At 68.8% G+C, this 21,803-nt stretch carries 17 protein-coding genes; 10 read left to right on the top strand and 7 right to left on the bottom strand.

Annotated features, from left to right (window positions below; genetic code table 11):
* Positions 1 to 168 precede the first annotated feature (168 nt).
* Positions 169 to 2,565, top strand: a complete 2,397-nt coding sequence (locus HUW62_RS18365) for a carbohydrate-binding domain-containing protein (RefSeq protein WP_176435150.1) — start codon at positions 169 to 171, stop codon at positions 2,563 to 2,565.
* A 23-nt stretch (positions 2,566 to 2,588) separates the two neighbouring features.
* A complete protein-coding gene (locus HUW62_RS18370; RefSeq protein WP_163864197.1) occupies positions 2,589 to 4,259 on the top strand; it encodes a DUF1501 domain-containing protein in 1,671 nt (556 codons plus the stop codon).
* Positions 4,260 to 4,309: 50 nt separating this feature from the next.
* On the opposite strand, the gene HUW62_RS18375 is transcribed toward HUW62_RS18370, so the two are convergent.
* Positions 4,310 to 4,549 (bottom strand): SelT/SelW/SelH family protein, encoded by a 240-nt coding sequence (locus HUW62_RS18375; RefSeq protein ID WP_240356218.1) that lies wholly within the window; start codon positions 4,547 to 4,549, stop codon positions 4,310 to 4,312.
* Positions 4,550 to 4,791: 242 nt separating this feature from the next.
* Here HUW62_RS18375 and HUW62_RS18380 point away from each other — a divergent pair, with 242 nt between their 5' ends.
* Positions 4,792 to 6,234 carry an aminotransferase class I/II-fold pyridoxal phosphate-dependent enzyme gene (locus HUW62_RS18380; RefSeq protein ID WP_176435151.1) on the top strand — a complete coding sequence of 481 codons (1,443 nt, stop codon included), beginning with the start codon at positions 4,792 to 4,794 and terminating at the stop codon, positions 6,232 to 6,234.
* Here HUW62_RS18380 and HUW62_RS18385 read toward each other — a convergent pair.
* Positions 6,212 to 8,719 carry an ATP-binding protein gene (locus HUW62_RS18385; RefSeq protein ID WP_176435152.1) on the bottom strand — a complete coding sequence of 836 codons (2,508 nt, stop codon included), beginning with the start codon at positions 8,717 to 8,719 and terminating at the stop codon, positions 6,212 to 6,214. The two genes, HUW62_RS18380 and HUW62_RS18385, sit on opposite strands and share 23 nt — an antisense overlap.
* A gap of 199 nt (positions 8,720 to 8,918) precedes the next feature.
* Between HUW62_RS18385 and HUW62_RS18390 the strand changes: the two genes are divergently transcribed.
* Positions 8,919 to 9,638 (top strand): glycosyltransferase family 2 protein, encoded by a 720-nt coding sequence (locus tag HUW62_RS18390; RefSeq protein WP_163864200.1) that lies wholly within the window; start codon positions 8,919 to 8,921, stop codon positions 9,636 to 9,638.
* A 39-nt stretch (positions 9,639 to 9,677) separates the two neighbouring features.
* Here the strand turns inward: HUW62_RS18390 and HUW62_RS18395 are convergent, their stop codons facing one another.
* Complete coding sequence (locus HUW62_RS18395) at positions 9,678 to 11,789, bottom strand: cation:proton antiporter (RefSeq protein WP_163864201.1); 2,112 nt, start codon at positions 11,787 to 11,789, stop codon at positions 9,678 to 9,680.
* Between the two features lie 174 nt (positions 11,790 to 11,963).
* Complete coding sequence (locus tag HUW62_RS18400; protein WP_163864202.1) at positions 11,964 to 12,434, bottom strand: hypothetical protein; 471 nt, start codon at positions 12,432 to 12,434, stop codon at positions 11,964 to 11,966.
* 564 nt (positions 12,435 to 12,998) lie between these two features.
* Here HUW62_RS18400 and HUW62_RS18405 point away from each other — a divergent pair.
* The 3 genes from HUW62_RS18405 (at position 12,999) to HUW62_RS18415 (ending at position 15,640) form a co-directional block, all read left to right on the top strand.
* Positions 12,999 to 13,541: a hypothetical protein gene (locus tag HUW62_RS18405; protein ID WP_163864203.1), complete on the top strand. Its 543-nt coding sequence runs from the start codon at positions 12,999 to 13,001 to the stop codon at positions 13,539 to 13,541.
* A 169-nt stretch (positions 13,542 to 13,710) separates the two neighbouring features.
* Positions 13,711 to 14,745: a rod shape-determining protein gene (locus tag HUW62_RS18410; protein WP_163864204.1), complete on the top strand. Its 1,035-nt coding sequence runs from the start codon at positions 13,711 to 13,713 to the stop codon at positions 14,743 to 14,745.
* Between the two features lie 118 nt (positions 14,746 to 14,863).
* Positions 14,864 to 15,640, top strand: a complete 777-nt coding sequence (locus HUW62_RS18415) for a hypothetical protein (RefSeq protein WP_176435153.1) — start codon at positions 14,864 to 14,866, stop codon at positions 15,638 to 15,640.
* Positions 15,641 to 15,756: 116 nt separating this feature from the next.
* Here the strand turns inward: HUW62_RS18415 and HUW62_RS18420 are convergent, their stop codons facing one another.
* Complete coding sequence (locus HUW62_RS18420; protein WP_176435154.1) at positions 15,757 to 16,326, bottom strand: DUF1629 domain-containing protein; 570 nt, start codon at positions 16,324 to 16,326, stop codon at positions 15,757 to 15,759.
* A gap of 28 nt (positions 16,327 to 16,354) precedes the next feature.
* Positions 16,355 to 17,140, bottom strand: a complete 786-nt coding sequence (locus HUW62_RS18425; protein ID WP_176435155.1) for a glutathione S-transferase family protein — start codon at positions 17,138 to 17,140, stop codon at positions 16,355 to 16,357.
* A gap of 173 nt (positions 17,141 to 17,313) precedes the next feature.
* Here HUW62_RS18425 and HUW62_RS18430 point away from each other — a divergent pair, with 173 nt between their 5' ends.
* Genes HUW62_RS18430 through HUW62_RS18440 form a run of 3 tightly spaced genes read left to right on the top strand, consistent with a single transcriptional unit; the run spans position 17,314 to position 19,665 of the window.
* A complete protein-coding gene (locus tag HUW62_RS18430; RefSeq protein WP_176435156.1) occupies positions 17,314 to 18,075 on the top strand; it encodes a YdeI family protein in 762 nt (253 codons plus the stop codon).
* A gap of 19 nt (positions 18,076 to 18,094) precedes the next feature.
* The gene (locus tag HUW62_RS18435) at positions 18,095 to 18,856 is read left to right on the top strand and encodes an ABC transporter ATP-binding protein (RefSeq protein ID WP_163864210.1); all 762 of its coding nucleotides are present in this window, start codon (positions 18,095 to 18,097) and stop codon (positions 18,854 to 18,856) included.
* A 2-nt stretch (positions 18,857 to 18,858) separates the two neighbouring features.
* A complete protein-coding gene (locus tag HUW62_RS18440; RefSeq protein ID WP_163864211.1) occupies positions 18,859 to 19,665 on the top strand; it encodes an ABC transporter permease in 807 nt (268 codons plus the stop codon).
* Between the two features lie 4 nt (positions 19,666 to 19,669).
* On the opposite strand, the gene HUW62_RS18445 is transcribed toward HUW62_RS18440, so the two are convergent.
* Entirely contained in the window at positions 19,670 to 21,751 is a 2,082-nt protein-coding gene (locus HUW62_RS18445; protein WP_176435157.1) for a prolyl oligopeptidase family protein, read from the bottom strand.
* Positions 21,752 to 21,803: the final 52 nt, after the last annotated feature.

Raw genomic sequence — 21,803 nt, forward strand, 5'->3', positions numbered from 1 at the left:
TGGGAGCACCCCTCGCCCCCCTGCTTCCTCGCCAGCACCGGCAACTGGAGCCCCAACAAATCCGATAACTTCCTGTTTTCTCTGAATGCGCCATGTTGACGACTGGTCAATCGCCCCACGGTCGTGCCAGCATGGGGTCACCCCTCACCCCTACCCCTGGAGGGCAACATGAGCGCTACCCCCCCGCGCCCGTGGAGCCTCGCAGTGGCAGTGCTCGCGTCATTCGCCGCCGGTTGCCTCGGCGAGGCGACGCTCGACATGCAAGGTGCGCCGGATTACGACAATCCGAACCCGCCCCCTCCCCCGGTCCAGCAGGATGGTTCGCTGCCGTGTGATTTGGAGAGCGTGCCCGCCGGGGTGACGCTCGCGGGCATCGCCAACGACTTCAACCGCGTGGTGCAGCCCGCATTGGTGCGGGAGACGTCGGGCTGTATCTCCTGCCACGCGCCCACCAGCGGACGGCTCTTCAAGGTGGGCCTCAACGGCGTGGAGAACTTCTACGCCATCCGCGCGGCGGGCTACCTCACCCCGTCGTCGGGCTCCATGTTGTCGCGCCTGGTCACCACGGACGAGAGCGCGCGGATGCCGCGGGCGCAGCCGGCCTGGAGCGCGCAGGAGATCGCCGCCGTGGCCAGCCTCACCTGCCAGTTGGCGGCGGTGGAGACGCGGCAGCCCTCGTCGCCTCCGGACGAGGAGTTTCCTCCGGCGCTGCTGGAGGCCTACGGCGGCCCGGCCGTCGCCACGTATGACAATCCCTTCCTGAGCTACGACCAGCTCAAGGGCAAGGTGAAGGCCGTCTTCAACGACGACTGGGTGCGCGGTGGCGTGGACCGCTTCGCGCAGAACGTGGGCGTGTTCGGCGGCGTGGACTACAAGGACCACTTCGTCGAGGCGCGCGTGGCCTCGGCCGACTTCTTCCTGGGCCTGGATGACCTGTCTCGCGACGTGTGCCTCACGGCCGCCACCGCGAAGACGGGGCCCTTCTCCGGCCTGGACCTGGGCCTGCCGCTGACGGACATCCCCGCGCCCTCCACCAAGACGTATGAGATGGAGGCCGCCGCGAAGGACGGCACCACCATTCCCCCGGGCACGCAGATTCTCGCGAGCACGGGCGGCAAGTCCGGCAGCACCGGGTGGAACCTCTACACCACCGGCACCCTCACCACGCTCCAGCCGTATGTCTTCCCCGCGTCCGCCACCTACCGCTTCACGGTGAAGGCCAAGGGAGACCTGTGCGGCCCGGACCTGCCGAACATGCAGCTCAAGGTGGACGGCGTGCTGGTGAAGGAGTGGACCGTCCCCAACAACACGGCCTACGCGGACTTCGTGCACACGCAGGCCGTCACCAGCGGGGACCACATCCTCACGGTGGGCTTCACCAACGACTACGGCGAGACGGGCGTCTGCGACCGCAACCTGCACGTGGACGCGCTGGTGGTGTACGGCCCCACGGAGGCCGCCACCGGCACGACTCGCGCGGACGCGGCGAAGGCCAAGGTGGACACCCTCTACCGGCGGATGCTGTACCGCGCCGCGACGTCGCAGGAGCGCTCCAACGGCTACGCGCTGGTGACGAGCCTGATGGACATCGAGGCCAACGCCACCAAGGCGTGGAGCGGCCTGTGCGAGGGCCTGATGCGCGCCCCCGACTTCCTCTTCACGCTGCCACCCTCCTACGAGACGCTCTCCGGCAAGGAGCGCGACAGGCTGCTGCTGGTGAAGCTGGCGCAGGACCTCCTCGGCCACCCGCCCACGGCCGCGGACTTCACCGCGCTGGAGAGCGGCACGAAGACGTGGGAGGCCCTGGTGGACGCCTATCTGGCGTCAGCGGACTTCCGCTCCAACTACTTCCGCCGCATGCGCGTGCGCACGGAGAGCGAGGGCACCGCGGACACGGACGAGCCCGCGCGCCTGTGGACCTTCCTCGTCGACCAGGAGCGGCCGCTGCAAGAGCTGCTCGTCGGTGACTACTCGGTGGACGCGGCCTTCAAGCAGGTGGCGCGGCCCTCGCAGCACGGCAAGACGGGCGTGCTCACCATGAAGGGCTTCATCAAGAACAAGCCCGGCCTGCCTCACTACAACTACGCGGCCCGCGTGATGACGGACTTCATGGGCACGATGTACGAGGTGCCCGCCGAGGTCTTCGACATGCGCGGCGCGGCCACGGCCTCCTCCACGGTGGACCCCAGCAGCATCTGCTTCTCGTGCCACCAGACGCTCACCCCGCTGGCGCACCAGCGCTTGAAGTGGGACGACGAGGGCAACTTCCGCACGGCGGACGAGCAGGGCGTCACGCTGGACGACACGGACCGGAACCTGGCCACCACGTATGCCTTCAAGGGCTCGGGCATGGAGGCCTTCGCCACCCAGGCGGTGAAGAAGGAAGCCTTCGTGCGACGCACGCTCAACGCCCAGTACGCCCTCCTCTTCGGCCGGGAGATGCGGCACCTGGAGGACGAGCGCGTCATCTACAAGCGCCTGTGGGACGTCAGCCAGGCGCAGCACGGCAACCTGAAGGCCGTGCTCAAGTCTCTCGCCACCTCGCCCGAATACCTGCGCCAGTAACCGCGCCCCAAAGGACCGCCGCCATGAACCGCCGCCGATTCCTCGCGGGCGCCGCAGCGGGCGCCGCCATCAGCACCCTGGACTGGCTCCGCTTCTTCCGCTCCTTCGGGGTGCCCGGGACGAAGAAGGAGCTGGGCTTCGCCGAGGCCGCCGCCGCCGAGGCCGACAACCCGCACTTCCTCATCTACTGGTTCCAGGAGGGAGGCTGGGACGGGTACTCGATGCTCAACCCCGTCCACACGCCCAATGACTCCATCCGGGTCATCCCCGCGGGAGAGCTGCGGCCCGTGCCCTCGTGGACGCAGCACCGGTATCGTCCGAAGAACTACGGCACCACGCCCTGGGACCCGCCGCGGACGAAGGGCAACATCCAGTACGGCTACCTGGCGCAGGACGGCCTGGACCTGTTCCCGGACATGGCGGTGGTGTCCAGCCACAACGGCAACACCTTCCACTCCGGCGGCCGGTGGGAGTACCACTACGGCAAGTACAGCGCGTCGCTGTCCGGCAAGCGCAACGCGGACGAGCGCACGGTGATGCAGGCCTTCTGCGAGGCGTACGGCACGGGCTTCCTGTTGCCCCACGTCTCCTGGCACCGCTGGCTGTCGGACGGTGAGCTGTCCATTCCGTCCTATCCGGAGGGCACCGGCTACTACGAGAAGCTGGGCCCGGTGCACGCCCACACGCTCTACGGCAAGACGCCCGCCGCGATGCGCGACAGGCTGGCCTCGCTGGGCAACGTGGCGCAGGGGCAGCGCGACGCGCGCATCCGCCAGTTCACCGACAACCTCCAGGCCAGCTTCCTGGCGGAGAAGAACAGCGAGTCGGTGCGCGCCTTCTCGTCCGCGCTCCAGATTCACCGCGCGCTGACGGCCGGCGGCAGCATCAACCTGGACCCGCGCACGCTCTTCACCAACACCACGCTGCGCGCCGAGTTCGGCGTCACCGCCGCGGACGAGGCCACCGACTCCTCGTCCATCAACGGCAACCCCGCCCGCACGAAGGAGACGCCCAACACCAACGTGCAGGCGTTGATGACGTACGAGATGATGACGAAGGGGCTGTCCATCGGCTTCTTCATCGAGAACCGGGGCCTGCGCCAGTTCGACACGCACCGGGACAGGCGCTCCATCATGAACAACAAGGGCCAGACGGAGCAGCGCGACACCATGCGCAAGAACCTCTGGGACCCGCTCAAGACGCTGGTGGCGAAGCTCAAGTCGACGCCGTACGGGACGACGGGCAAGAGCTACTACGACTTCACCACCATCGTCCTCGCCTCGGAGATGGGCCGCACGATTCAGGGCGACGTGGAGGGCATCCTCACCAAGGCGGACGTGACGGACGCGCAGAAGTACGAGGAGATCATGCTCCAGGACTGCTGCCAGCACTGGCGGGTGAACAGCGCGGCCTTCCTGGGCGGCACCGTGCGCGGCAACACGCAGTACGGCCGCGTGGGCAGCGTGTCGCTGGATGGCATCCCCATGATGCCGGACGGCACGTTGGACCCGGCCTTCGACCCGGACACGGGCCTGCTGATTTCGGGGCGGACCAAGAACGCCAACAGCTTCATCTCCGACGCGGGCCACCTGTACGCGACGGCGCTGCACCTGTCCGGCCTGGACCCCGTGGCCCTGAAGGCCGCGGGCAAGGGCAAGAACGACAGGCCGGCGATGAAGTTCATCAAGCGCTGAAGTGACGAAGGCGACCTGGAGTTCCGCTCCGGGTCGCCCTCGTGCGCGGCTCATCCGTCCAGGGCGCGCGCCACCGCGTCGACCACCTCCTGGTCCGTGGGGAAGGCCAGCGAGTCCTTCCGGATGACCACCTTGTCGCCGACCCGGACCTCGTAGCTGCCCGACGGTCCTGGCTTCAGCTCCGTCTCCACATCCAGCTCATCCTTCAGCACGGCCGCCGCACGGGCGGCCCGAGGCTTGTAGCCTCAGGAATTGCAGTACGTAATCGAGACCTGCTTCGCGTCCGCCATGGCGTGTCTCCTCCGCCGGGCGCATCGGCCGCGCCCGTTCCCCTGGAGATAATGCGTTTCGAGTGCGCGGGCCAGCCTGCTTGCCTGCCCGCGCCGCACGTCCGCGCGAATCGTGCGCGACCCTGGGCCCCCTCCTCCCCGCCGCACGTCCGCGAGGGTCGTTCATTGGCGAGCGGGACTTCGGACACTCCGCGCGCGGCCGAGGACGTCGCCACCCGATACGGATAGGTTCCCGCTCCGCCATGACCGACTTTCGTGAGCGCATCGCCGCCGCCTATGACACCGAGGCCTTCCGTCGCGAGGGCCGCACCCTGGTGGACACGCTGGCGGACTACCTGGGCCAGGCGGAACGCGGCGAGGGAATGCCCGTGCTGCCGTGGGCGGCGCCCGCGGTGAACGTGGACCGCTTCGCCGCGTCCTTCCCGGAGGAGCCCACGGGCGACTTCACGGAGCTGGTGGCACGCGTGCTCTCCGGCTCCAACCACCTGCACCACCCGCGCTACGTCGGCCACCAGGTGACGGCCCCGGTGCCCCTGGCCGCGCTGTGCGACGCCGTGTCCTCCCTGCTCAACAACGGCATGGCCGTGTACGAGATGGGCCCCGTCTCCACCGCCATGGAGCGCAACGTGCTCAGGTGGATGGCGGCGCGCCTGGGCCTGCCGGAGTCCAGCGACGGGGTGCTGACCTCGGGCGGCTCGCTCGGCAACCTCACCGCGCTGCTCGCCGCGCGGCAGGCGAAGGCCGGCTATGACGCGTGGAACGAAGGCGCGCACGCGGGGCCGCCGCTCGCCGTGCTGGTGCCGACGACCGCGCACTACTGCCTGTCGCGCGCCACGCGCGTCATGGGCTGGGGCTCGGGCGGCGTGGTGCCCCTCCCCGTCGATGAGCGCTTCCGCCTGCGTCCGGAGGGCCTGGAGCCCGCGCTGGAGGCGGCCACGCGCGCGGGGCGCAAGGTCATCGCCGTCGTCGCCAGCGCCGGCTCCACCGCCACCGGCGCGTTCGACCCGCTGGAGCCCGTGGCCGACTTCTGCGAGCGCCACGGCCTGTGGTTCCACGTGGACGCCGCGCATGGCGCCGCCTCCGTGCTCAGCTCCGAGTACCGCCACCAGGCGCGCGGCATCGACCGCGCCGACTCCGTCGTCTGGGACGCGCACAAGGGCCTGCTGATGCCCGCGCTCATCACGGCCGTCCTCTTCCGCGACGGCGCGCGCTCCTTCGAGTCCTTCGCCCAGGAGGCCAGCTACCTCTTCGGCGACACGCAGCGCCCCTGGAGCGACGTGGGCCTGAGGACGATGGAGTGCACCAAGGAGATGATGGCGCTCAAGCTCTACGCCTGCCTCAGCGTGCTGGGCACGCGCCTGTTCGCGGACGCGGTGACGGAGTCATACACCCTGGCCCGCCGCTTCGCCGAGCGCCTGTCCGCCGCCCCCGACTTCGACGTGCCCGTCTCCCCCGACTGCAACATCGTCTGCTTCCGCCACACGCCCGCGCACGTCCCGCCCGAGGAGTGGGATGCCCTGCAGGCGCGCCTGCGCGAGCGGCTGGTGACGCGCGGGGACTTCTACCTGGTGCAGACGAAGCTGCCCGGAGGCGTGTACCTGCGCGTCACCCTCATCAACCCCCTCACCACCGACGCGGACCTGGAGGCGCTGATGGAGGCGCTCAGGACGGCAGCTCGACGGTGAACTCGCTGCCGACGCCGGGCTCGGAGGCCACCGAGACGACGCCGCCCAGCACCGACACCATCTCCCGCACCAGCGTCAGCCCCAGGCCCACGCCCGGCTTGGACTTGTTCTCCAGGGGCTCCAGGTGCGCGAAGGGCTCGAAGACGCGCGACTGCGCGGCGCGGGGGATGCCCGGGCCGGTGTCGCGCACCCGCAGCCGCCAGCCCTGGGCGTGCTCCTCCACCGCCACCGACACGCCGCCCTGCTCGGTGTACTTCACCGCGTTCGTCACCAGGTTGAGCAGCACCATCTGGACGATGCGCGGGTCCGTGCGCGCCACCGCCTTGCCGGGCGGACGCTCCAGCTCCAGCGCCAGCCCCTTGCGCCGCGCCTCCGCGCGCGCCTCCTCCACCACCTCCTCCACCACCTCGCCCAAATCCACCGCCTGACGCCTCACCACCAGCCGGCCCTCTTCGAGCTGGTTGTACTGGAGCACCATCTCCACCATGTCCCGCAGCCGCACCGTGGAGCGGTGCATCCGGTCGAACATGTCCAGCGCCCGGGGTGGCATGCCGCCCAGCTCCTTCTGGAGGGCGTGCTGGGTGAGCTGGAGCACCGACAGCGGCGTGCGCAGCTCGTGCGACACCAACTGGAGCAGCGTGCTGCGCGACGTGCTGGCGCGCTCGGTGGTCTCCAGCGCCACCTCCAGCTGGCGCTTGCGCATGCCCAGCTCTCGCGCCATCGCCTCCAGGTCCACCGAGCGCGCGGCCAACAGGCCCTGGAGCACCTCGCGCGTGCGCTTCATCACCGCCAGGTTCCTCACCCGCGCCACCAGCTCCTCGGACACGAAGGGCTTCACCACGTAGTCCTGCGCCCCCGAGCGCAGCAGGTCCACCCGCATCGCATCGTCCGCGCGCGCGGTGAGCAGCAGGATGGGCGTGGACTCGATTCCGGGGCGCGAGCGCACCGCGCGCACCAGTTGGTCTCCCCCCATGCGCGGCATCATCAGGTCACTGACGATGACGTCCGGCTGCATCCGCTCCGCCTGCACCAGCCCGTCCACGCCGTCCACCGCGGTGGCCACCTGGAAGTCCTTCGACAGCGTCTCCACCACGAAGCGGCGCATCTCCCGCGTGTCCTCCACCACCAGCACGCGCGGGCGGCTCGAGTCCTCCGAGCGCGTCGATGCCACCACCTCCCGCGCCTCCGGCCGCAACACGTCCAGCTCCGCGCGCGCCGCCGCGCGCTGCTCCACCCGGACCTCCAGCTCCGGCCGGGCCATCAGCTTCACGCCCTCGGGCGCCATCAGCGGCAGCTCCACCACGAAGCGGGCGCCCCCTCCCTCCCGGTCCTCCACCCAGACGCGTCCCTCGTGCAGCATCACGAAGTCGCGGGTGATGGCCAACCCCAGCCCGGTGCCTCCCAAATCCCGCACCGTGGCCTCGTCCCCCTGGCGGAAGCGCTCGAAGATGGCCTCCCGCAGCTCCGGCCGCACCCCCGGCCCGGTGTCCTCCACCACCAGGCGCGCCCGGCCAGCCTCCGAGCTCAGCGCGACGCGGATGCCGCCGCCCGGCGGAGTGAATTTGGCCGCGTTGGACAGGAGGTTGAGCACCACGCGGTCCAGCTTCTCGGAGTCCACCTGCGCCGGCAGCATGTCCGGCAGCTCCACCTCGAAGTCCAGCCGCCGCTCCGCCGCCAGGCCCTCGAAGTTCTCCGCGCCCAGCCGCACCAGCCTCGCCAGGTCCATCTCCTCGTACTGGAGGCGCATCTTCCCCGCGTCCAGCTTGGCCACGTCCAGCAATGCATTCACGTGCCGCAACAACACCCGCGCGTTGCGGCGCATCACCTCCAGGTCCTTTCGGGCGGACTCGGACAGCTCCCCGTCGTGCAGCAGCCGCTCCACCGGCCCCAGGATGAGCGTCAGCGGCGTGCGCAGCTCATGGCTGACATTGGCGAAGAAGCCCGTGCGCTGCGCCTCCGACGCCTTCAGCCGCGCGTACAGGTCCTCCAGCTCCAGCGAGCTCTTCTCCAGGCGCACCCGGCGCTCCTCGGAGAGCCGCGCCGCCTCCGTCACCTCCACCACCCGCCCGCGCAGCGGCACCAGGTACATGCCCGTGGCCACCGACGCCACCGCCGTCACCGCCTTGAGGCCGCCCGCCAGGTAGTAGGCCGAATACCAGACGTTCCACACCTCCATCAGGTGCGTCAGCCCACACGCGCCGATGAAGACGCCGAAGGACAGAATCATCCCGCCGAATGGCAGGCGGCTGCGTCGCACCAGCGCATACAGCGTCAGCGAAATGAAGAAGTAGGCCGCGCCGATGAGCACGTCCGACACGACATGCAGCGCCACCAGCTCCTGTTTCCACAGGTAGCAGTGGCCATGCGGCATGTTCCAGGCACCGAGGAAAAAGTCCCGCAGACCCCTCCAGGGGCCCTCATCCACCAGGGAAAACCGCTCCAGGGAAACCGCGCCGCGCACCGCACGTCCGAGCTGGTCGTTCATGGCGTTCCCTTCCGCTGTCCCGCATGAAAGAGGAGCCCCCCTAGGCCCTCCCTCAACGGAGCATTCCACGAAAAGCAGGCGACTCTTGATACCGCCCATCTCACACCCTCGCGCGAGGAAAGGGCATGCACCTGGGTGCAGCGCGCCGGGTGCTGGACAGTCGCCCCCCGCGTCAAAATGAGGTAGAGCGCACACCGCCATGCTCGTCTCTCTTGTCATTCCTGTTTACAACGAGATTCCCACCCTCGCGGAGCTGCTGCGCCGCTGCATCGCCGTCGACTTTCCGAAGGAGCTCGTCCTGGTGGACGATTGTTCCCGGGACGGAAGTCGGGAGCTGCTCCAGCAGCTCGCGGAGCAGGGGGTGGGCGTATTGGGTGGGTCCCCCAAGAACCGGAACGAAGTCCGGGTGCTGTTCCAGGAGCAGAACCAGGGCAAGGGCGCGGCGCTGCGGCGCGGCTTCGCCGAGTCCACGGGGGACATCATCCTCGTGCAGGACGCGGACCTGGAATATGACCCGAAGGATATCCCGAAGGTGATTCAGCCCATCATCGACGGAGATGCGGACGTCGTCTTCGGCAGCCGGTTCACCGGGACGCCCCGGCGGGTGCTGTACTACTGGCACACGGTGCTCAACAACATCCTGACCACGCTCTCCAACATGACGAGCGGGCTGAACCTCACGGACATGGAGACCTGCTACAAGGCCTTCCGCGCCGAGGTGCTGCGCTCCGTCGAGGTGGAAGAGAACCGCTTCGGCTTCGAGCCCGAAATCACCGCCAAGGTGGCGCGCGGCAACTGGCGCATCTTCGAGGTGCCCATCAGCTACCACGGGCGCACGTACGAAGAGGGCAAGAAGATTGGCTGGAAGGACGGCGTGCGCGCCCTCTACGTCATCGGCAAGTACGCGCTGAAGCGGTAGGGACGGCGGGACACGGCCGCCGCCCCCACCCACCGGGTTCTACCCGTGGGCCCGCGTCTCCGGTGCCGGGGGCTCGGGTAGCGGCGCCGCGGGCTCCACGCCCGACAGCAGCGCCTTCGCCGCGTCCACCGCCTCGCACGTGCCCGTCAGCGCGAGCACGTCACCCACCCGCAGCACCTCCTGCGCGGTGGGCACCGAGAGGCTCTCCTCCCCGCGCTGAATCGCGAGCACCGTCGCGCCCGTGAGGCCGCGCAGGTTCACCTGCGCCAGCGTCTTGCCCGCCACGGGGCTCGTCTCCTCCAGCCGCACGGAGGCCGGAGCGCCCAGGCCCGGCAACAGCCCCTGGACGTGGTCCAGCGCGTGCTCTTCCGCGCCCGGCTCCTTCGAGTGCGACTGCGCCGCCAGCGCCGCGACGATGACCTGCGCTCCGGCGCGCACGTGTCCGTGCAGATTGGTCGCGCCCCGCCAGAACGCCACGCCCAGCGCGCCCACCAGCGTCAGCACGATGAGGGGACCGGTGGCGCCCTTGAGGAAGGGCTGCGTCACCACGACGATGGGGATGCTCACCAGGAGGATGATTCCCACCTGCAGCGTGACGAGCAGCACCCGCCGGGGCGCCGCGGCCAGGTCCAACTTGCCGTCCTTGCGCGCGGGCAGCGCGGCCTCCGCCAGCGTCGCGCCCAGCCGCCGGGCGATGCCGATGACGCCCAGGATGAACGGCACCGCCAGCAGCACCGCGCCTCCGAGGATGATGTTCCTGGACACGTCCTCGTCCACGCCGGTCCGCGTCTCCACGAAGCTGGCCATCCGCTCGGCGGAGAGGGACGTGCCAATCACCAGCGTCACCAGCAACACGGCGTCCAGCACGAGCAGGCGAATCAGTCGCCGCACGCCCGCGCCCAGCGTCTCCCGCCGGGGCGCCTGCCGCAGCCGCTCCACCCACGTGCCGTACAACGTGACGAAGGTCTGCAGCGGCTTGGGCAGCTTGCGGTCCACCCACGTCGCCACCGGCCCCGACGTCTTGATGAGCAGGGGCGTCGTCAGCGTGGTGATGGCGGACACGGCCACCGCCACCGGATAGATGAAGCTGCCCGTCGCCTTCAGCGACAGTCCCAGGCCGGCGATGATGAAGGAGAACTCGCCAATCTGCGCCAGGCTCATGCCCGCCTGGACGGACGTGCGCGTCCCGTTGCCGGTGAGGAAGGCGCCCAGCGTGACGCTGATGAGCTTGCCCACGATGACCGTCACGGTGAGCACGAGGATGGCCGCCCAGTGCTCGACGATGAGCTCCGGGTTGATGAGCATGCCCACCGACACGAAGAAGATGGCCGCGAACATGTCTCGCACCGGCTGCACCAGGTGCTCCACCAGCTTCTCCTCACCCGACTCCGCCACCAACGAGCCCGCGAGGAACGCGCCGAGCGCCACCGAGTAGCCGAACGACTGCGCGAGCAGCGCCACCGCGAAGCAGATGCCCACGCTCGTCACCAGCGTCGTCTCCGGCCGGTTCAGCTTGATGACCGCGCGCATGGCCCGGGGGATGATGAACAGGCCCACCGCCACCAGGCCCACCAGGAACGCCACCAGCTTGCCCGTGGTGAGCGTCAGGTCCTTCACGTTCAGGCCCGCGCCCGTGGAGACGGCCGTCAGGGTCGCCATCAGCAGCACGGCGATGAGGTCCTCGACGATGAGCACCCCCACCACCAGCTCCCGCAGCTTTCCCTTGATGCCCTGCTCGTCGAACGCCTTGGCGATGATGGTGGTGCTGGAGATGGCGATGAGCGCGCCGGTGAAGAGGCTCTCCAGCGTCGTCCACCCGAAGGCCCGGCCCACCACGAAGCCCAGCCACACCATGATGCTGCACTGGATGACGGCGGTGACGCCGGCGGTGAAGCCCACGGAGAACAGCTTGCGCAGGCTGAACTCCAGCCCGAGCGAGAACATCAGCAGGATGACGCCCAGCTCCGACAGCGTCGTGACGACGTCCGGATTGGCCACCAGTGGAATGGGCACGAAGGGCCCCACCACGAGGCCCGCGAGGATGTAGCCCAGCACCACGGGTTGTCGCAGCTTCTGGAAGAGAACGGTCGTCACCGCGGCGACGCACAGGACAATGGCAATGGCCTGGAGGACCTCGTGGGCTCCGTGCATCAGGTCACCTCAAGAATGGGAAGCTCGGCTGGGGCACGACCTGCCCCACCCCGGGAAACCGGAGACAAGGGCCGTCGCGCGCGAAGGAAAGGAAAAGACGTCGTAACGCCCGGAATACCGCCGGGCTCGCTCAAGCGCTCGGTACCGGAGGAACTCCGGCGCGACGCTCACCGCTCAAGCGCCCCGAGGAGGGCCTCGCAGCGGGCGGGTGACGATGGAGGGACGGTCCGCGATGTCCCCGCTCGAGGTGGGGGCCGCCGCGGAGCGACGTTCTCTCAAGGTGACGCGCGCGACGGCGTGCCGCCGCTCCCGGCCCCAGCGATGGAGGGCCTGGAGGTCGGGCGCGAAGGGGGTGCGGCCCCGCGCGGAGGAGGGCGGCGAGAAGGCGGGGCCGGAGCCGACATGGAGCCCCGCGTCCCAGCCCCCCAGGTCGGTGACGTGGAACTGCGCGCCCCATCGGCGGGCGGGGCCCTTGGAGGACTTCGCGCCCTGGCGGACGGACGTCGCGCCGGTGTCCAGGTAGAAGCCCCGCTCCGTCGCCGTGGGGCACTCGGCGGCCTCGGCGCGCAGCACCGTGGCCAGGACGAGGGCCACCCCCAAGGCGAGCAGCACCGTCCGGAGCGTCTCGCTCCCGGAGCCGGGCATTCGCGATGTCGTGCCGGGGGAGCGCATCACTCGTTCAGGTACTACGCCGGACCTGGGCCCGTAAAGCGCGCCCTGCCTCACGCCCGCCAGTCCGCTGGAGCCTGGCTACTGGCGCGGACGAGGTGACAGGCGCTGCCCCCCGCGAGCACGCAGGCTCGCTTCGGAGTCCCGCGCCATCCAACGTGGCCAAGGCACCGCGCTCCCGGAGGTCGAGGTCCGGCGACGAAGCCCGGGGCCGAGCACCTCGACGCCGAGGCCAGGCCCGCCAGCGAAGCCCGAGGCCCAGACACCTGGACGCCGAGCCGAGGCTCGCGGCTCGCGCCATCGGCCAGGGCTGTCGCTGACGCGTGGAGACGGCGCCCCGCTCCAGGCGGGTGCGTCACGGCGCTGTAGGGCCATGTCCCCCCGAGCGAAAACGCCGCTGCGTCGGCGCATCGGCCCGGAGTCGTGGCCGTCACCCCCGTGTGGACGGGGAGAACGTCCACCGGTGCACATCCACGGCAGGCGGCGATTCGGCGCGCGGCGGGGCCTGCCGGCCGGGAGGATCAGACCTAACTTGAGCGCGTGCTTTCACGATTCTTGCTCTACGGGTGCACGGGTTGGGTGTTGGAGGTCCTCTTCACCGGGGCGGGCGCGGCCTTGAGCAGGGACAGGAGCGCCACGGCGCGGACCTACCTGTGGATGCACCCCATCTATGGGGGCACGGCGCTGGCGCTCGAGGAGGTCTCCGCGCGGCTCAAGCCCCTGCCCCGGCCCCTGCGGGCGTTGGCCTACACCGCGCTCATCTTCGGCGCCGAGTACGCCACGGGGTGGATGCTCCGGAAGCTGCTCGGCCGCTGCCCGTGGGACTACGCGCCGCACCGGTGGAGCGTGCACGGGCTCATCCGCCTGGACTACGCGCCCGCCTGGTACCTCACCGCGCTGATGTTCGAGCCCGTCCGGGATGGCCTGCTCCACGTCACCAGCGAGGCCCTGCGCCACACCCCCGAGTATCGGGAGGCGGAACAGGCGGGGGAACTGCCCGTGTGCCTGCCGGAAGGCCAGGCGGAGCAGGCCGGGGTGGTGGCCTCGCGCTTCGAGCAGGCCCACTCGGAAGCGTCCCCCTGAACTCCCTGGACTCGGGCCTCCGAGTCCTGTGGCCGACTGCCCCCCAGGCGGTTATTGGAGCGCCGCCGGCTTTTCTTCCTCCGTGCCGCGTCGCGTAGTACCTTCGCGACCGCTCTTCCCACGCGCCAGCGGGAAATTCCGCCGACTCTTCGAAAGTTTCCGCCCCCGTATGTTCGACTGGCTTCACACCCTATTTTCGCGCGACCTCGCCATCGACCTCGGGACGGCGAATACGCTCATCTACATCCGCGGTCAGGGCATCGTGTCCAACGAACCCTCCGTGGTGGCCGTCCAGCATGACTCGCGCGGGGGCAAGAAGGTCCTCGCGGTGGGCAAGGAAGCCAAGGAGATGCTGGGGCGGACGCCGGGCAACATCGTTGCCATCCGGCCGATGAAGGACGGCGTCATCGCCGACTTCGAAATCACGGCGGCGATGCTGCGCTACTTCATCCAGAGCGCGCACAATCGCAAGACGCTGGTCAATCCGCGCATCATCATCGGCATCCCCTCGGGCATCACCGAGGTGGAGCGTCGCGCGGTGCGTGAGGCGGCGGCGAACGCGGGAGCGCGCGAGGTCTACCTGATTGAGCAGCCCATGGCGGCGGCCATCGGCGCGGGCCTTCCGGTGACGGAGCCCAGCGGCAACATGATTGTGGATATCGGCGGGGGTACGTCCGACGTCGCGGTCATCAGCCTGGCCGGCATCGTGTTCGCCAAGAGCGTGCGCATCGGCGGCGACAAGCTGGACGAAGCCATCATTCAGTACGTGAAGCGCAAGTACAACCTGCTCATCGGTGAGCGCACGGCCGAGCTCATCAAGATGGGCATTGGCACCGCGTACCCGACGGACGAGGTCATGACCATGGAGATCAAGGGTCGCGACCTGGTGGCCGGTGTGCCGCGCACGCTGACGGTGTCCAGCGACGAGGTCCGCGACGCGCTCGCCGAGCCCGTCAACGGCATCGTCGAGGCCGTGAAGCTGACGCTGGAGCGCACGCCGCCGGAGCTCGCCGGTGACATCGCCGACAGGGGCATCGTGCTGGCCGGTGGTGGCGCGCTCCTGAAGAACCTGGACACGCTCTTGCGCGAAGAGACGGGCCTGCCCGTGTTCCTCGCCGAGGACCCGCTCTCCGCCGTGGTGATGGGCGCGGGCAAGGCGCTGGAGTCGCTCGATATCCTCCGGCAGGTCTGCCAGCCGGGCTGAGGCTCGAAGCCTCGTCCCCGCGTGCGCCACGGCGCCGTGCCTTTCACGAGGCCGGCGCCGTTCGTGTGTCCGGGGCCTGGTTTGACAGGCGTGCGGTGGCTGGATTGTGGTGCGCCGCATGAGCTCATTCTCGGTGCGTCACAGGTTGTCGGGAGTCCTCGCCGCCACGCTGCTGCTGTCCACGCCCGCCCTGGCCGACTGGGTCGGAGACCTGCGGGTGAAGAGCGCGCCGCTGGCCGGACAGAAGGGGGCGGCCCCGGAGACGAAGGGCAAGATGTACGGCCGTCCGGGCATGCTGCGCATGGACCTGGCGCCGGCCGAGGTTCCCGGCGGCATGTCCATCATCTTCGATTGGGAGAAGCGCACGGGCACCACGCTCTTCCACGCGAAGAAGGCGGCCACGAGCCGCAGCCTGGATGACATGTCCGTGAAGATTCCCGGCACCTGCGTGGGCAAGACGCAGGACTTCGACGCCTGCTTCAAGGAGCAGGGCTTCAAGAAGGTCGGCACGGAGAAGGTCAACGGACATCCCACCGTCGTGTACGAGGGCGTGCCTCCGGGCGCCGAGGGCAGCATCCAGCGTCAGAAGGTCTGGCGTCCCACGGACCTCCCCGAGGTCGCCTACGTGCGCAGTCAGACGTTCGGCAAGGACGGCAAGGTCCAGGCGGACATCGAGGTCACCAACATCCAGATGGGCGCGCAGGCCGCGACGCTCTTCGCCGTTCCTCCCGGCTATGAGGAACTGGACGCCACCAGCGCCGCGCCCCCCATCATGGGGTCCTTCAAGCCGGAGGACTTCAAGGGCAAGACGCCCGAGCAGATCCAGGAGATGATTCGTCAGCGCATGGGTCAGCAGGGCACGCCGCCCGCGCCTCCTCCCGCGAAGACGAAGTAAACCCCGAGTCACCTTGCGCCGCCGCTTCCTGAGCCTGACGTTCGGGCCTGGGGCGGCAGTGCTTCCGTGAAGGCGCTGGGAGACCGGCGTCGTGCGTGCGCCTGGGGCGTGATGATTCAGACCTCGGTGAACTTCGCGCCGGTGGTCCGCTCACGCTCCAGGGCGAGCTTGATGTCCTCGGAGACGATGAGGGCAACAGTCCAGCCTTGCGTTCGGAACACCTTGGTATCGCCCAACTTCGACGTGTCGATGCGCATCCCAATCACGGACTTATAGTCGCCGACTCGCTCAGGCTGACCGTGCTCCGGTTTCCAGTACCGCACCTCGGCTGAAGCATGGTCGTCAATGCAGCGGATGAGCTTCGTGGCCACCAGTACCTGGTACATGTCCAGATGGCCCTTGATGGCTACGGGAACAAGCTGCACATCGTCGCGCGCCAGCTCCGCGAAGAGGGTTGCTACACGAACATGAAGGACGGGCGCGACGCCGAGCCCCGCGGTGCAGAAGTCCAACCGCCGCCCAGGCTCGTCGATGGGAACCGAAAGACGCCCCTTGGTGGCGATGGGCCTTCCCGCCGCGAACACGTAAGGGTCGCCCACTTCCTGGCCGTGTTCGTCCTGAAGATCTCCCAGGTCCCAGGTCCCAGCCTGCATGTCTTCCGTCAGCCTGAAGTAGCGAACGGTCATATCGGGTTCCGTCTCTACTTCATTTGCCTCACCCCGCGCGGGACGCCGCGCCGCCGCTTCCGGAGCTCAACGCACGAGCCTGGGGGCGGCGGTGCTTCGCATACAGGTCATCTCGCCACGCCAGCAGATCAGGGAACGCGGCGGCCAGTGACTCGTGATGCCAGATTTCGCGCGTCCCCGAGCCGAGCGGCATCCACGCATCATCCACCGGCCGCGTGAACTGGAGCATCATGCACGCGGTGATGTCCGCGTAGGTGAAGCCGTCTTCCAAGTAGGGCCGTCCCCGAAGCTCCGCGCGCAGATGCTCCAGCGCGGGGATGGCCGTCTGTCGAATCGCCGCCTCCGGGTCGGCCATCGCCTTGTGCTTGCGTGCGATGAAGCGCGCCCCCAGCCGGGCCGTCGGCGCGGACACGCCCCGGAGGAAGCCTGGGATGAACGAGGGCAGGCTCTCCGCCTGCGCGCGCGGATTGTGGGACAGGCGGCTCACCACGCTGGCGCGGGCGATGCTCAGCACCTGGTCACTCAAGGTCTCCCAGCGCTGGATGGAGACCATCGCGCTGTCGGGAAACAAGGCCGAGCCCTGCCCCAGCGTCTCCGCGCGGCGGGCGATGGCGAACGAGCCCGTCGTCGCGACCTCCTCGTCGACGAACATCGGCACGGAGGGATGCGTGCCTTTCGGGGTGCGCCAGCGCAGGGCCAACTCACCGATGAGCGGCATGTGCTCACGGTAACGGTAGTCCACGCGGTGGTGGTCCAGCGCCCAGCGAGCCTTCTCCGTCCAACCCGAGTAGTGCATCCCGTAGAGAGTGCGCATGCGCCGGGACGCTACCGCCTCCACGGGCTCCATGCATACTGGCCCCATGCTTCCAGCGCTCCAGCTTCACCTCCGAGACTTGAGCAGCGCCCTGGTCACAGCGGCCTGGCGCCTACGACAGTAGCGCCGCGAGGGTCCTCCGCCTCCTCGGCCCCGTGGTACAAGCCGGCCCGATGAGCCCCGCCAAGAAGACCCCGTCCGCGCGGAAGAAGTCTCCGGCCACGAAGTCATCGGCCGCTGGGAAGTCCGCTCCCGCGAAGAAGTCCGCTCCCGCGAAGCCCGCACGCGCGAAGCCCACCACTGCGAAATCCGTGGCCTCGAAGTCCGCACCCGCGAAGTCCGCACCCGCCACCGCGACGCCCACGGGCGATTTGCCCATCGTCTTCTTCGCGAACCCGGACGCCTTCGACACGTGGCTCAAGAAACACGCCGCCACGTCGCGCGGTGCGTGGCTCAAGTTCTCCAAGAAGGGCAAGAGCCCCGTGTCCCTCACCTACCAGGAGGCACTCGAGGTCGCGCTGGCGTGGGGCTGGATTGACAGCCAGAAGGGTCGCTTCGACGACTCGGCCTATGTCCTGAAGTTCACCCCGCGCGGGCCTCGGAGCATCTGGTCGAAAATCAATCGCGACAAGGTGCTCGCGCTCATCGATGCAGGCCGGATGAAACCCTCGGGTCTGGCCGAAATCGAGAACGCGAAACAGAACGGACGCTGGGAGGCCGCCTATGACTCCCAGAGCAAAATCGTCGTGCCCGAGGACCTCGCGGCGGCCCTGGCCGCCAATCCCCGCGCGGAGGCGTTCTTCGCCACCCTCAACTCGGTCAACCGCTACGCGGTGCTCTTCCGCATCCACCACGTGAAGAAGGCCGAGACGCGCGCGCGCAAAATCGCCGAGTACGTCGAGATGCTCGGCAAGCACGAGAAGATTCACAACTGACGCAGGACGCTCCACCCCCATGGCCGAATCCTCCAGCAATCCACCGGTGCTCTCCGTCCGCGAGCTCTGCAAGTCCTACGCGAACACCGTCGCCGTGGATGGCATCTCCTTCGAGGTCGGCCGCAACGAAATCGTCGGTCTGCTCGGGCCCAACGGCGCCGGAAAGACGACGACCATCAACATGGTTCTCGGCGTCCTCGAGCCCACCTCCGGCACCATCCACATCCAGGGCGTGGACCTCTCCAAGCGCCGCTCGCAGGCGCTCGAGTACACCAACTTCGCCGCCGTCTACGCGCCGCTCCCCGGCAACCTCACCGTCGTCCAGAACCTGCGCTACTTCGGGATGATCTACGGCGTGCAGCGCATCTCCGAGCGAATCGAGGCCCTGCTCCAGGAGTTCGACCTCGTGCGCTTCCGCGACACCAAGTGCGGGGTGCTGTCCTCGGGAGAGCAGACGCGCGTCGCGCTCGCCAAGGCCATGCTCAACCGGCCCCAACTGTTGCTCCTCGACGAGCCCACCGCCTCGCTGGACCCGTCGACGGCGCGAGACATCCGCGCCCGCATCCGCGACTTCACCGCGAACGGCACCGGCGGCGTGCTGTGGACGTCCCACAACATGTACGAGGTGGAAGAGGTGTGTGACCGCGTCCTCTTCATGTCGCGCGGCAAGGTGCTCCTCCAGGGAGACCCTCGCAAGCTGCCCCATGAGCACGGCAAGGCGACGCTGGAGGAGCTGTTCATCACCGTGGCCCGCGAGCCCCTCGCACTGGAGCACCCCTAGCCATGCGACTGTCCCGCGCCGCCGCCATCGTCCTGCGCCAGTTCTATCTGCTGCGCGGCAGCCCCTCGCGCGTCTTCCCCCTCTTCGTCTGGGTGGCCATCGACATCGTCCTGTGGGGCTTCATCACCCGCTACCTGGGCACCATCACCCACCAGCCCGGCATGGACCTGTTGCCCGCGCTGCTCGGCGCGGTGCTCCTCTGGGACTTCCTCACCCGGGTGATGCAAGGCGTGACGATGGCGTTCTTCGAGGACGTCTGGTCGCGCAACTTCCTCAACGTCTTCGCCACCCCCATGACCATCACCGAGTACGTCACCGGGCTGGTGCTCTCCAGCATCGCGACCAGCTCGGTGGGGCTCGTCGTCATGCTCGTCGTCGCGGGCGCCGTGTTCGGCCTGTCGATGCTCGTCTATGGCGCCATGCTGGTGCCGTTCCTGCTGGTGCTGTTCCTGTTCGGAATCGCGCTCGGCATCATCGGCACGGCGGTGGTGCTGCGACTGGGGCCCTCCGCGGAGTGGTTCATCTGGCCCATCCCCGCGCTCCTGTCCCCGTTCGTCGGCGTCTTCTATCCGCTGTCCACCCTGCCCTCGTGGATGCAGGCCATCGCACGCCTCCTGCCCCCGTCCTACGTGTTCGAGGGCATGCGGACCATCGTCTCCGGTGGCTCGGTGTCGTGGACGACGGTGCTGATGGGGGGCGGCCTCGCCGTGCTCTACATCGTGCTGGCCGCCCTCTTCTTCAACCGCGTGTTCCGCCTCGCCGTGCGCACGGGCCTCATCGCCCGCTACAGCGCGGAGAGCGTGAGCTGAGCGCTCAGTCCATCAACTGCTGCGACAGGTAGACGTGGTGCAGCGCCCACCGGCGCGCATTGAGCATCGGGTCCGAGTCGTTCGAGTGCCCGCCGTCGGTGTTCTCGAAGTACAGATACGGCAATCCCATCGCCTCCAACTTCGCGGCGAACTTGCGCGCGTGGCCCGGGTGCACGCGGTCGTCCTTCGTATTGGTGGTGATGTACGGCTTGGGATAGCGCACGCCCGGCTTGAGGTTCTGGTAGGCGGAGTACTTCGAGATGAACGCCGCGTCCTCGGGGACGAACGGGTTGCCGTACTCGCCCACCCACGACGCGCCCGCCGGCAGCTTCGGGTAGCGCATCATGTCGATGAGCGGGCTCTCAATCACAGCTGCGTTGAGCAGCTCCGGATGCTGCGTCATCACCACGCTGGTGAGGACTCCGCCGTTGGAGCGGCCATAGATGCCGATGTGCTTCGGTGAGGTGAGCTTGCGGCGGACCAGGTCCTCCAGCACGGCGGCGAAGTCGTCGAACGCCCGCTGACGCTTCTCGCGCAGCGCGGCCTGATGCCAGCGCGGGCCGAACTCGCCACCGCCCCGGATGTTGGCGACGACGTACGCGCCGCCGCGCTCCAGCCACAGCTTGCCCACCTCCGGCAGATACATGGGCGGCTTGGACACCTGGAACCCGCCATAGCCGTACACCACCGTCGGCGTGACTGCGCCGGCCTTGGGCTTCACTGGCCGCACCAGGAAGTACGGCACCCGCGTCCCATCCTTCGACTTCACCCAGAACTGCTCCACCCGGTGCTTGGACGCATCGAAGCGCGCCGGCAGCGACTTCACCTGCTTCACCGTGCCCGCCGCCGCGTCACCGAGCCACAGCGACGTCGGCTCCAGGAAGCCCTCCGCGCCCGCGAACAGCTTCTCGTGCGAGGACGACGTGGCGACAATCTCCACCGACGCGTTCTTCGGCATCGCCAGCCGCTTGCGCGTCCAGCGGCCCTTGTTCGACGTGTAGACATCCAGCGCGCCCTTCACGTCCTCGTACAGATTGACGAGCAGCCGGGTGCGTGTGGCCGACACGCGCTCGATGGCCTGACGTGGTCCGGGCTGGAAGATGAGCGTGGGCTTCGCCTTCGCGGCGTCCTGCTTCAGCGCGTCCAGCGACCAGGCCAGGAGCGCGCCCTGCTTGAAGCCTCCCCAGTCCTCTTCAATCGTGAAGACCACCTGCCCCTGGACGAACGCATGGAACGACACCTTGCGCGGAAAGGGCAACCGCACCGGCGCAGCGTCCCCGAGCAGGAACAGCTCCGACTCGTAGAATGTCACCGCGCGATTGATGAGCACGCCCTGGAGCTGTCCGTCCTCGTCGTGCAGGACGGTGGGCGAGGCGGACACATCCGTGCGCTCACCTCGAAACACCTCGGTCGCCTGCTCCACCGGAGTGCCGCGCTTCCAGCGCTTGAGCACGAACGGGTAGCCGGACTCGGTGAGGGTGTCACCGCCCCAGTCCTGGCCCACGAGCAGCGTGTCCACGTCCAGCCACGACACGGACTGCTTGCCCTCCTTCAACCGGAAGCCGCCGTCGACGAACTGCTTCGTCCCGGTGTCGAACTCGCGCGACTCCACCGCGTCCTTGCCACCGTTGGAGAGGGAGACGATGCACTTCAAGTCAGCGGGAGGCAGGCAGTCGATGCCCTTCCAGACCCAGGGCGCGCCCTCCTGCTTCGCCAGCGCATCCACGTCCAGCACCGTCTCCCAGGGGATGGTGGCGCTCGCGTAGCCCTCCGTCGTCGTGTGCCGCCACAGCCCGCGCGGGTTCGTCGCGTCCTGCCAGAAGGTGTCCACGCCTCCGGCTCGAAAGGAGGGCGTGGGGATGCGGTCGGTGGCGGTGAAGATGCGCAGCGCCTCCGCCTGGAAGGGCTCGAAGCGCGGGTCCTTCTCCAGCACCGCCTCCGTCTTCGCGTTCTGCGTGCGCACCCACTCCAGCGCCCGCTGCCCCTGCACCTCCTCCAGCCACAGGAAGGGGTCCTCTTCCGCCGCCAGCGCCGAGGAAGCAGTCAAAAGCCCGGTCAGCAGCGGCGCGACAAACAACCTGCCCATGTCCTCATCTCCTGGTGCGGTGCGGCGAGCCCTCCAACACGGCCCGCCAGCT

Source organism: Myxococcus sp. AM011, assembly GCF_013372595.1.
Taxonomy (GTDB): Bacteria; Myxococcota; Myxococcia; order Myxococcales; family Myxococcaceae; genus Myxococcus; species Myxococcus eversor.

What these genes read in the sequence shown, in the direction of transcription:
- HUW62_RS18365 (WP_176435150.1), top strand. Translation starts at nt 169, where the DNA reads ATGAGCGCTACCCCCCCGCGCCCGTGGAGCCTCGCAGTGGCAGTGCTC.
- HUW62_RS18370 (WP_163864197.1), top strand. Translation starts at nt 2,589, where the DNA reads ATGAACCGCCGCCGATTCCTCGCGGGCGCCGCAGCGGGCGCCGCCATC.
- HUW62_RS18380 (WP_176435151.1), top strand. Translation starts at nt 4,792, where the DNA reads ATGACCGACTTTCGTGAGCGCATCGCCGCCGCCTATGACACCGAGGCC.
- HUW62_RS18385 (WP_176435152.1), bottom strand. Translation starts at nt 8,719, where the DNA reads ATGAACGACCAGCTCGGACGTGCGGTGCGCGGCGCGGTTTCCCTGGAG.
- HUW62_RS18390 (WP_163864200.1), top strand. Translation starts at nt 8,919, where the DNA reads ATGCTCGTCTCTCTTGTCATTCCTGTTTACAACGAGATTCCCACCCTC.
- HUW62_RS18395 (WP_163864201.1), bottom strand. Translation starts at nt 11,789, where the DNA reads ATGCACGGAGCCCACGAGGTCCTCCAGGCCATTGCCATTGTCCTGTGC.
- HUW62_RS18400 (WP_163864202.1), bottom strand. Translation starts at nt 12,434, where the DNA reads ATGCCCGGCTCCGGGAGCGAGACGCTCCGGACGGTGCTGCTCGCCTTG.
- HUW62_RS18410 (WP_163864204.1), top strand. Translation starts at nt 13,711, where the DNA reads ATGTTCGACTGGCTTCACACCCTATTTTCGCGCGACCTCGCCATCGAC.
- HUW62_RS18415 (WP_176435153.1), top strand. Translation starts at nt 14,864, where the DNA reads ATGAGCTCATTCTCGGTGCGTCACAGGTTGTCGGGAGTCCTCGCCGCC.
- HUW62_RS18420 (WP_176435154.1), bottom strand. Translation starts at nt 16,326, where the DNA reads ATGACCGTTCGCTACTTCAGGCTGACGGAAGACATGCAGGCTGGGACC.
- HUW62_RS18425 (WP_176435155.1), bottom strand. Translation starts at nt 17,140, where the DNA reads ATGCGCACTCTCTACGGGATGCACTACTCGGGTTGGACGGAGAAGGCT.
- HUW62_RS18430 (WP_176435156.1), top strand. Translation starts at nt 17,314, where the DNA reads ATGAGCCCCGCCAAGAAGACCCCGTCCGCGCGGAAGAAGTCTCCGGCC.
- HUW62_RS18435 (WP_163864210.1), top strand. Translation starts at nt 18,095, where the DNA reads ATGGCCGAATCCTCCAGCAATCCACCGGTGCTCTCCGTCCGCGAGCTC.
- HUW62_RS18440 (WP_163864211.1), top strand. Translation starts at nt 18,859, where the DNA reads ATGCGACTGTCCCGCGCCGCCGCCATCGTCCTGCGCCAGTTCTATCTG.
- HUW62_RS18445 (WP_176435157.1), bottom strand. Translation starts at nt 21,751, where the DNA reads ATGGGCAGGTTGTTTGTCGCGCCGCTGCTGACCGGGCTTTTGACTGCT.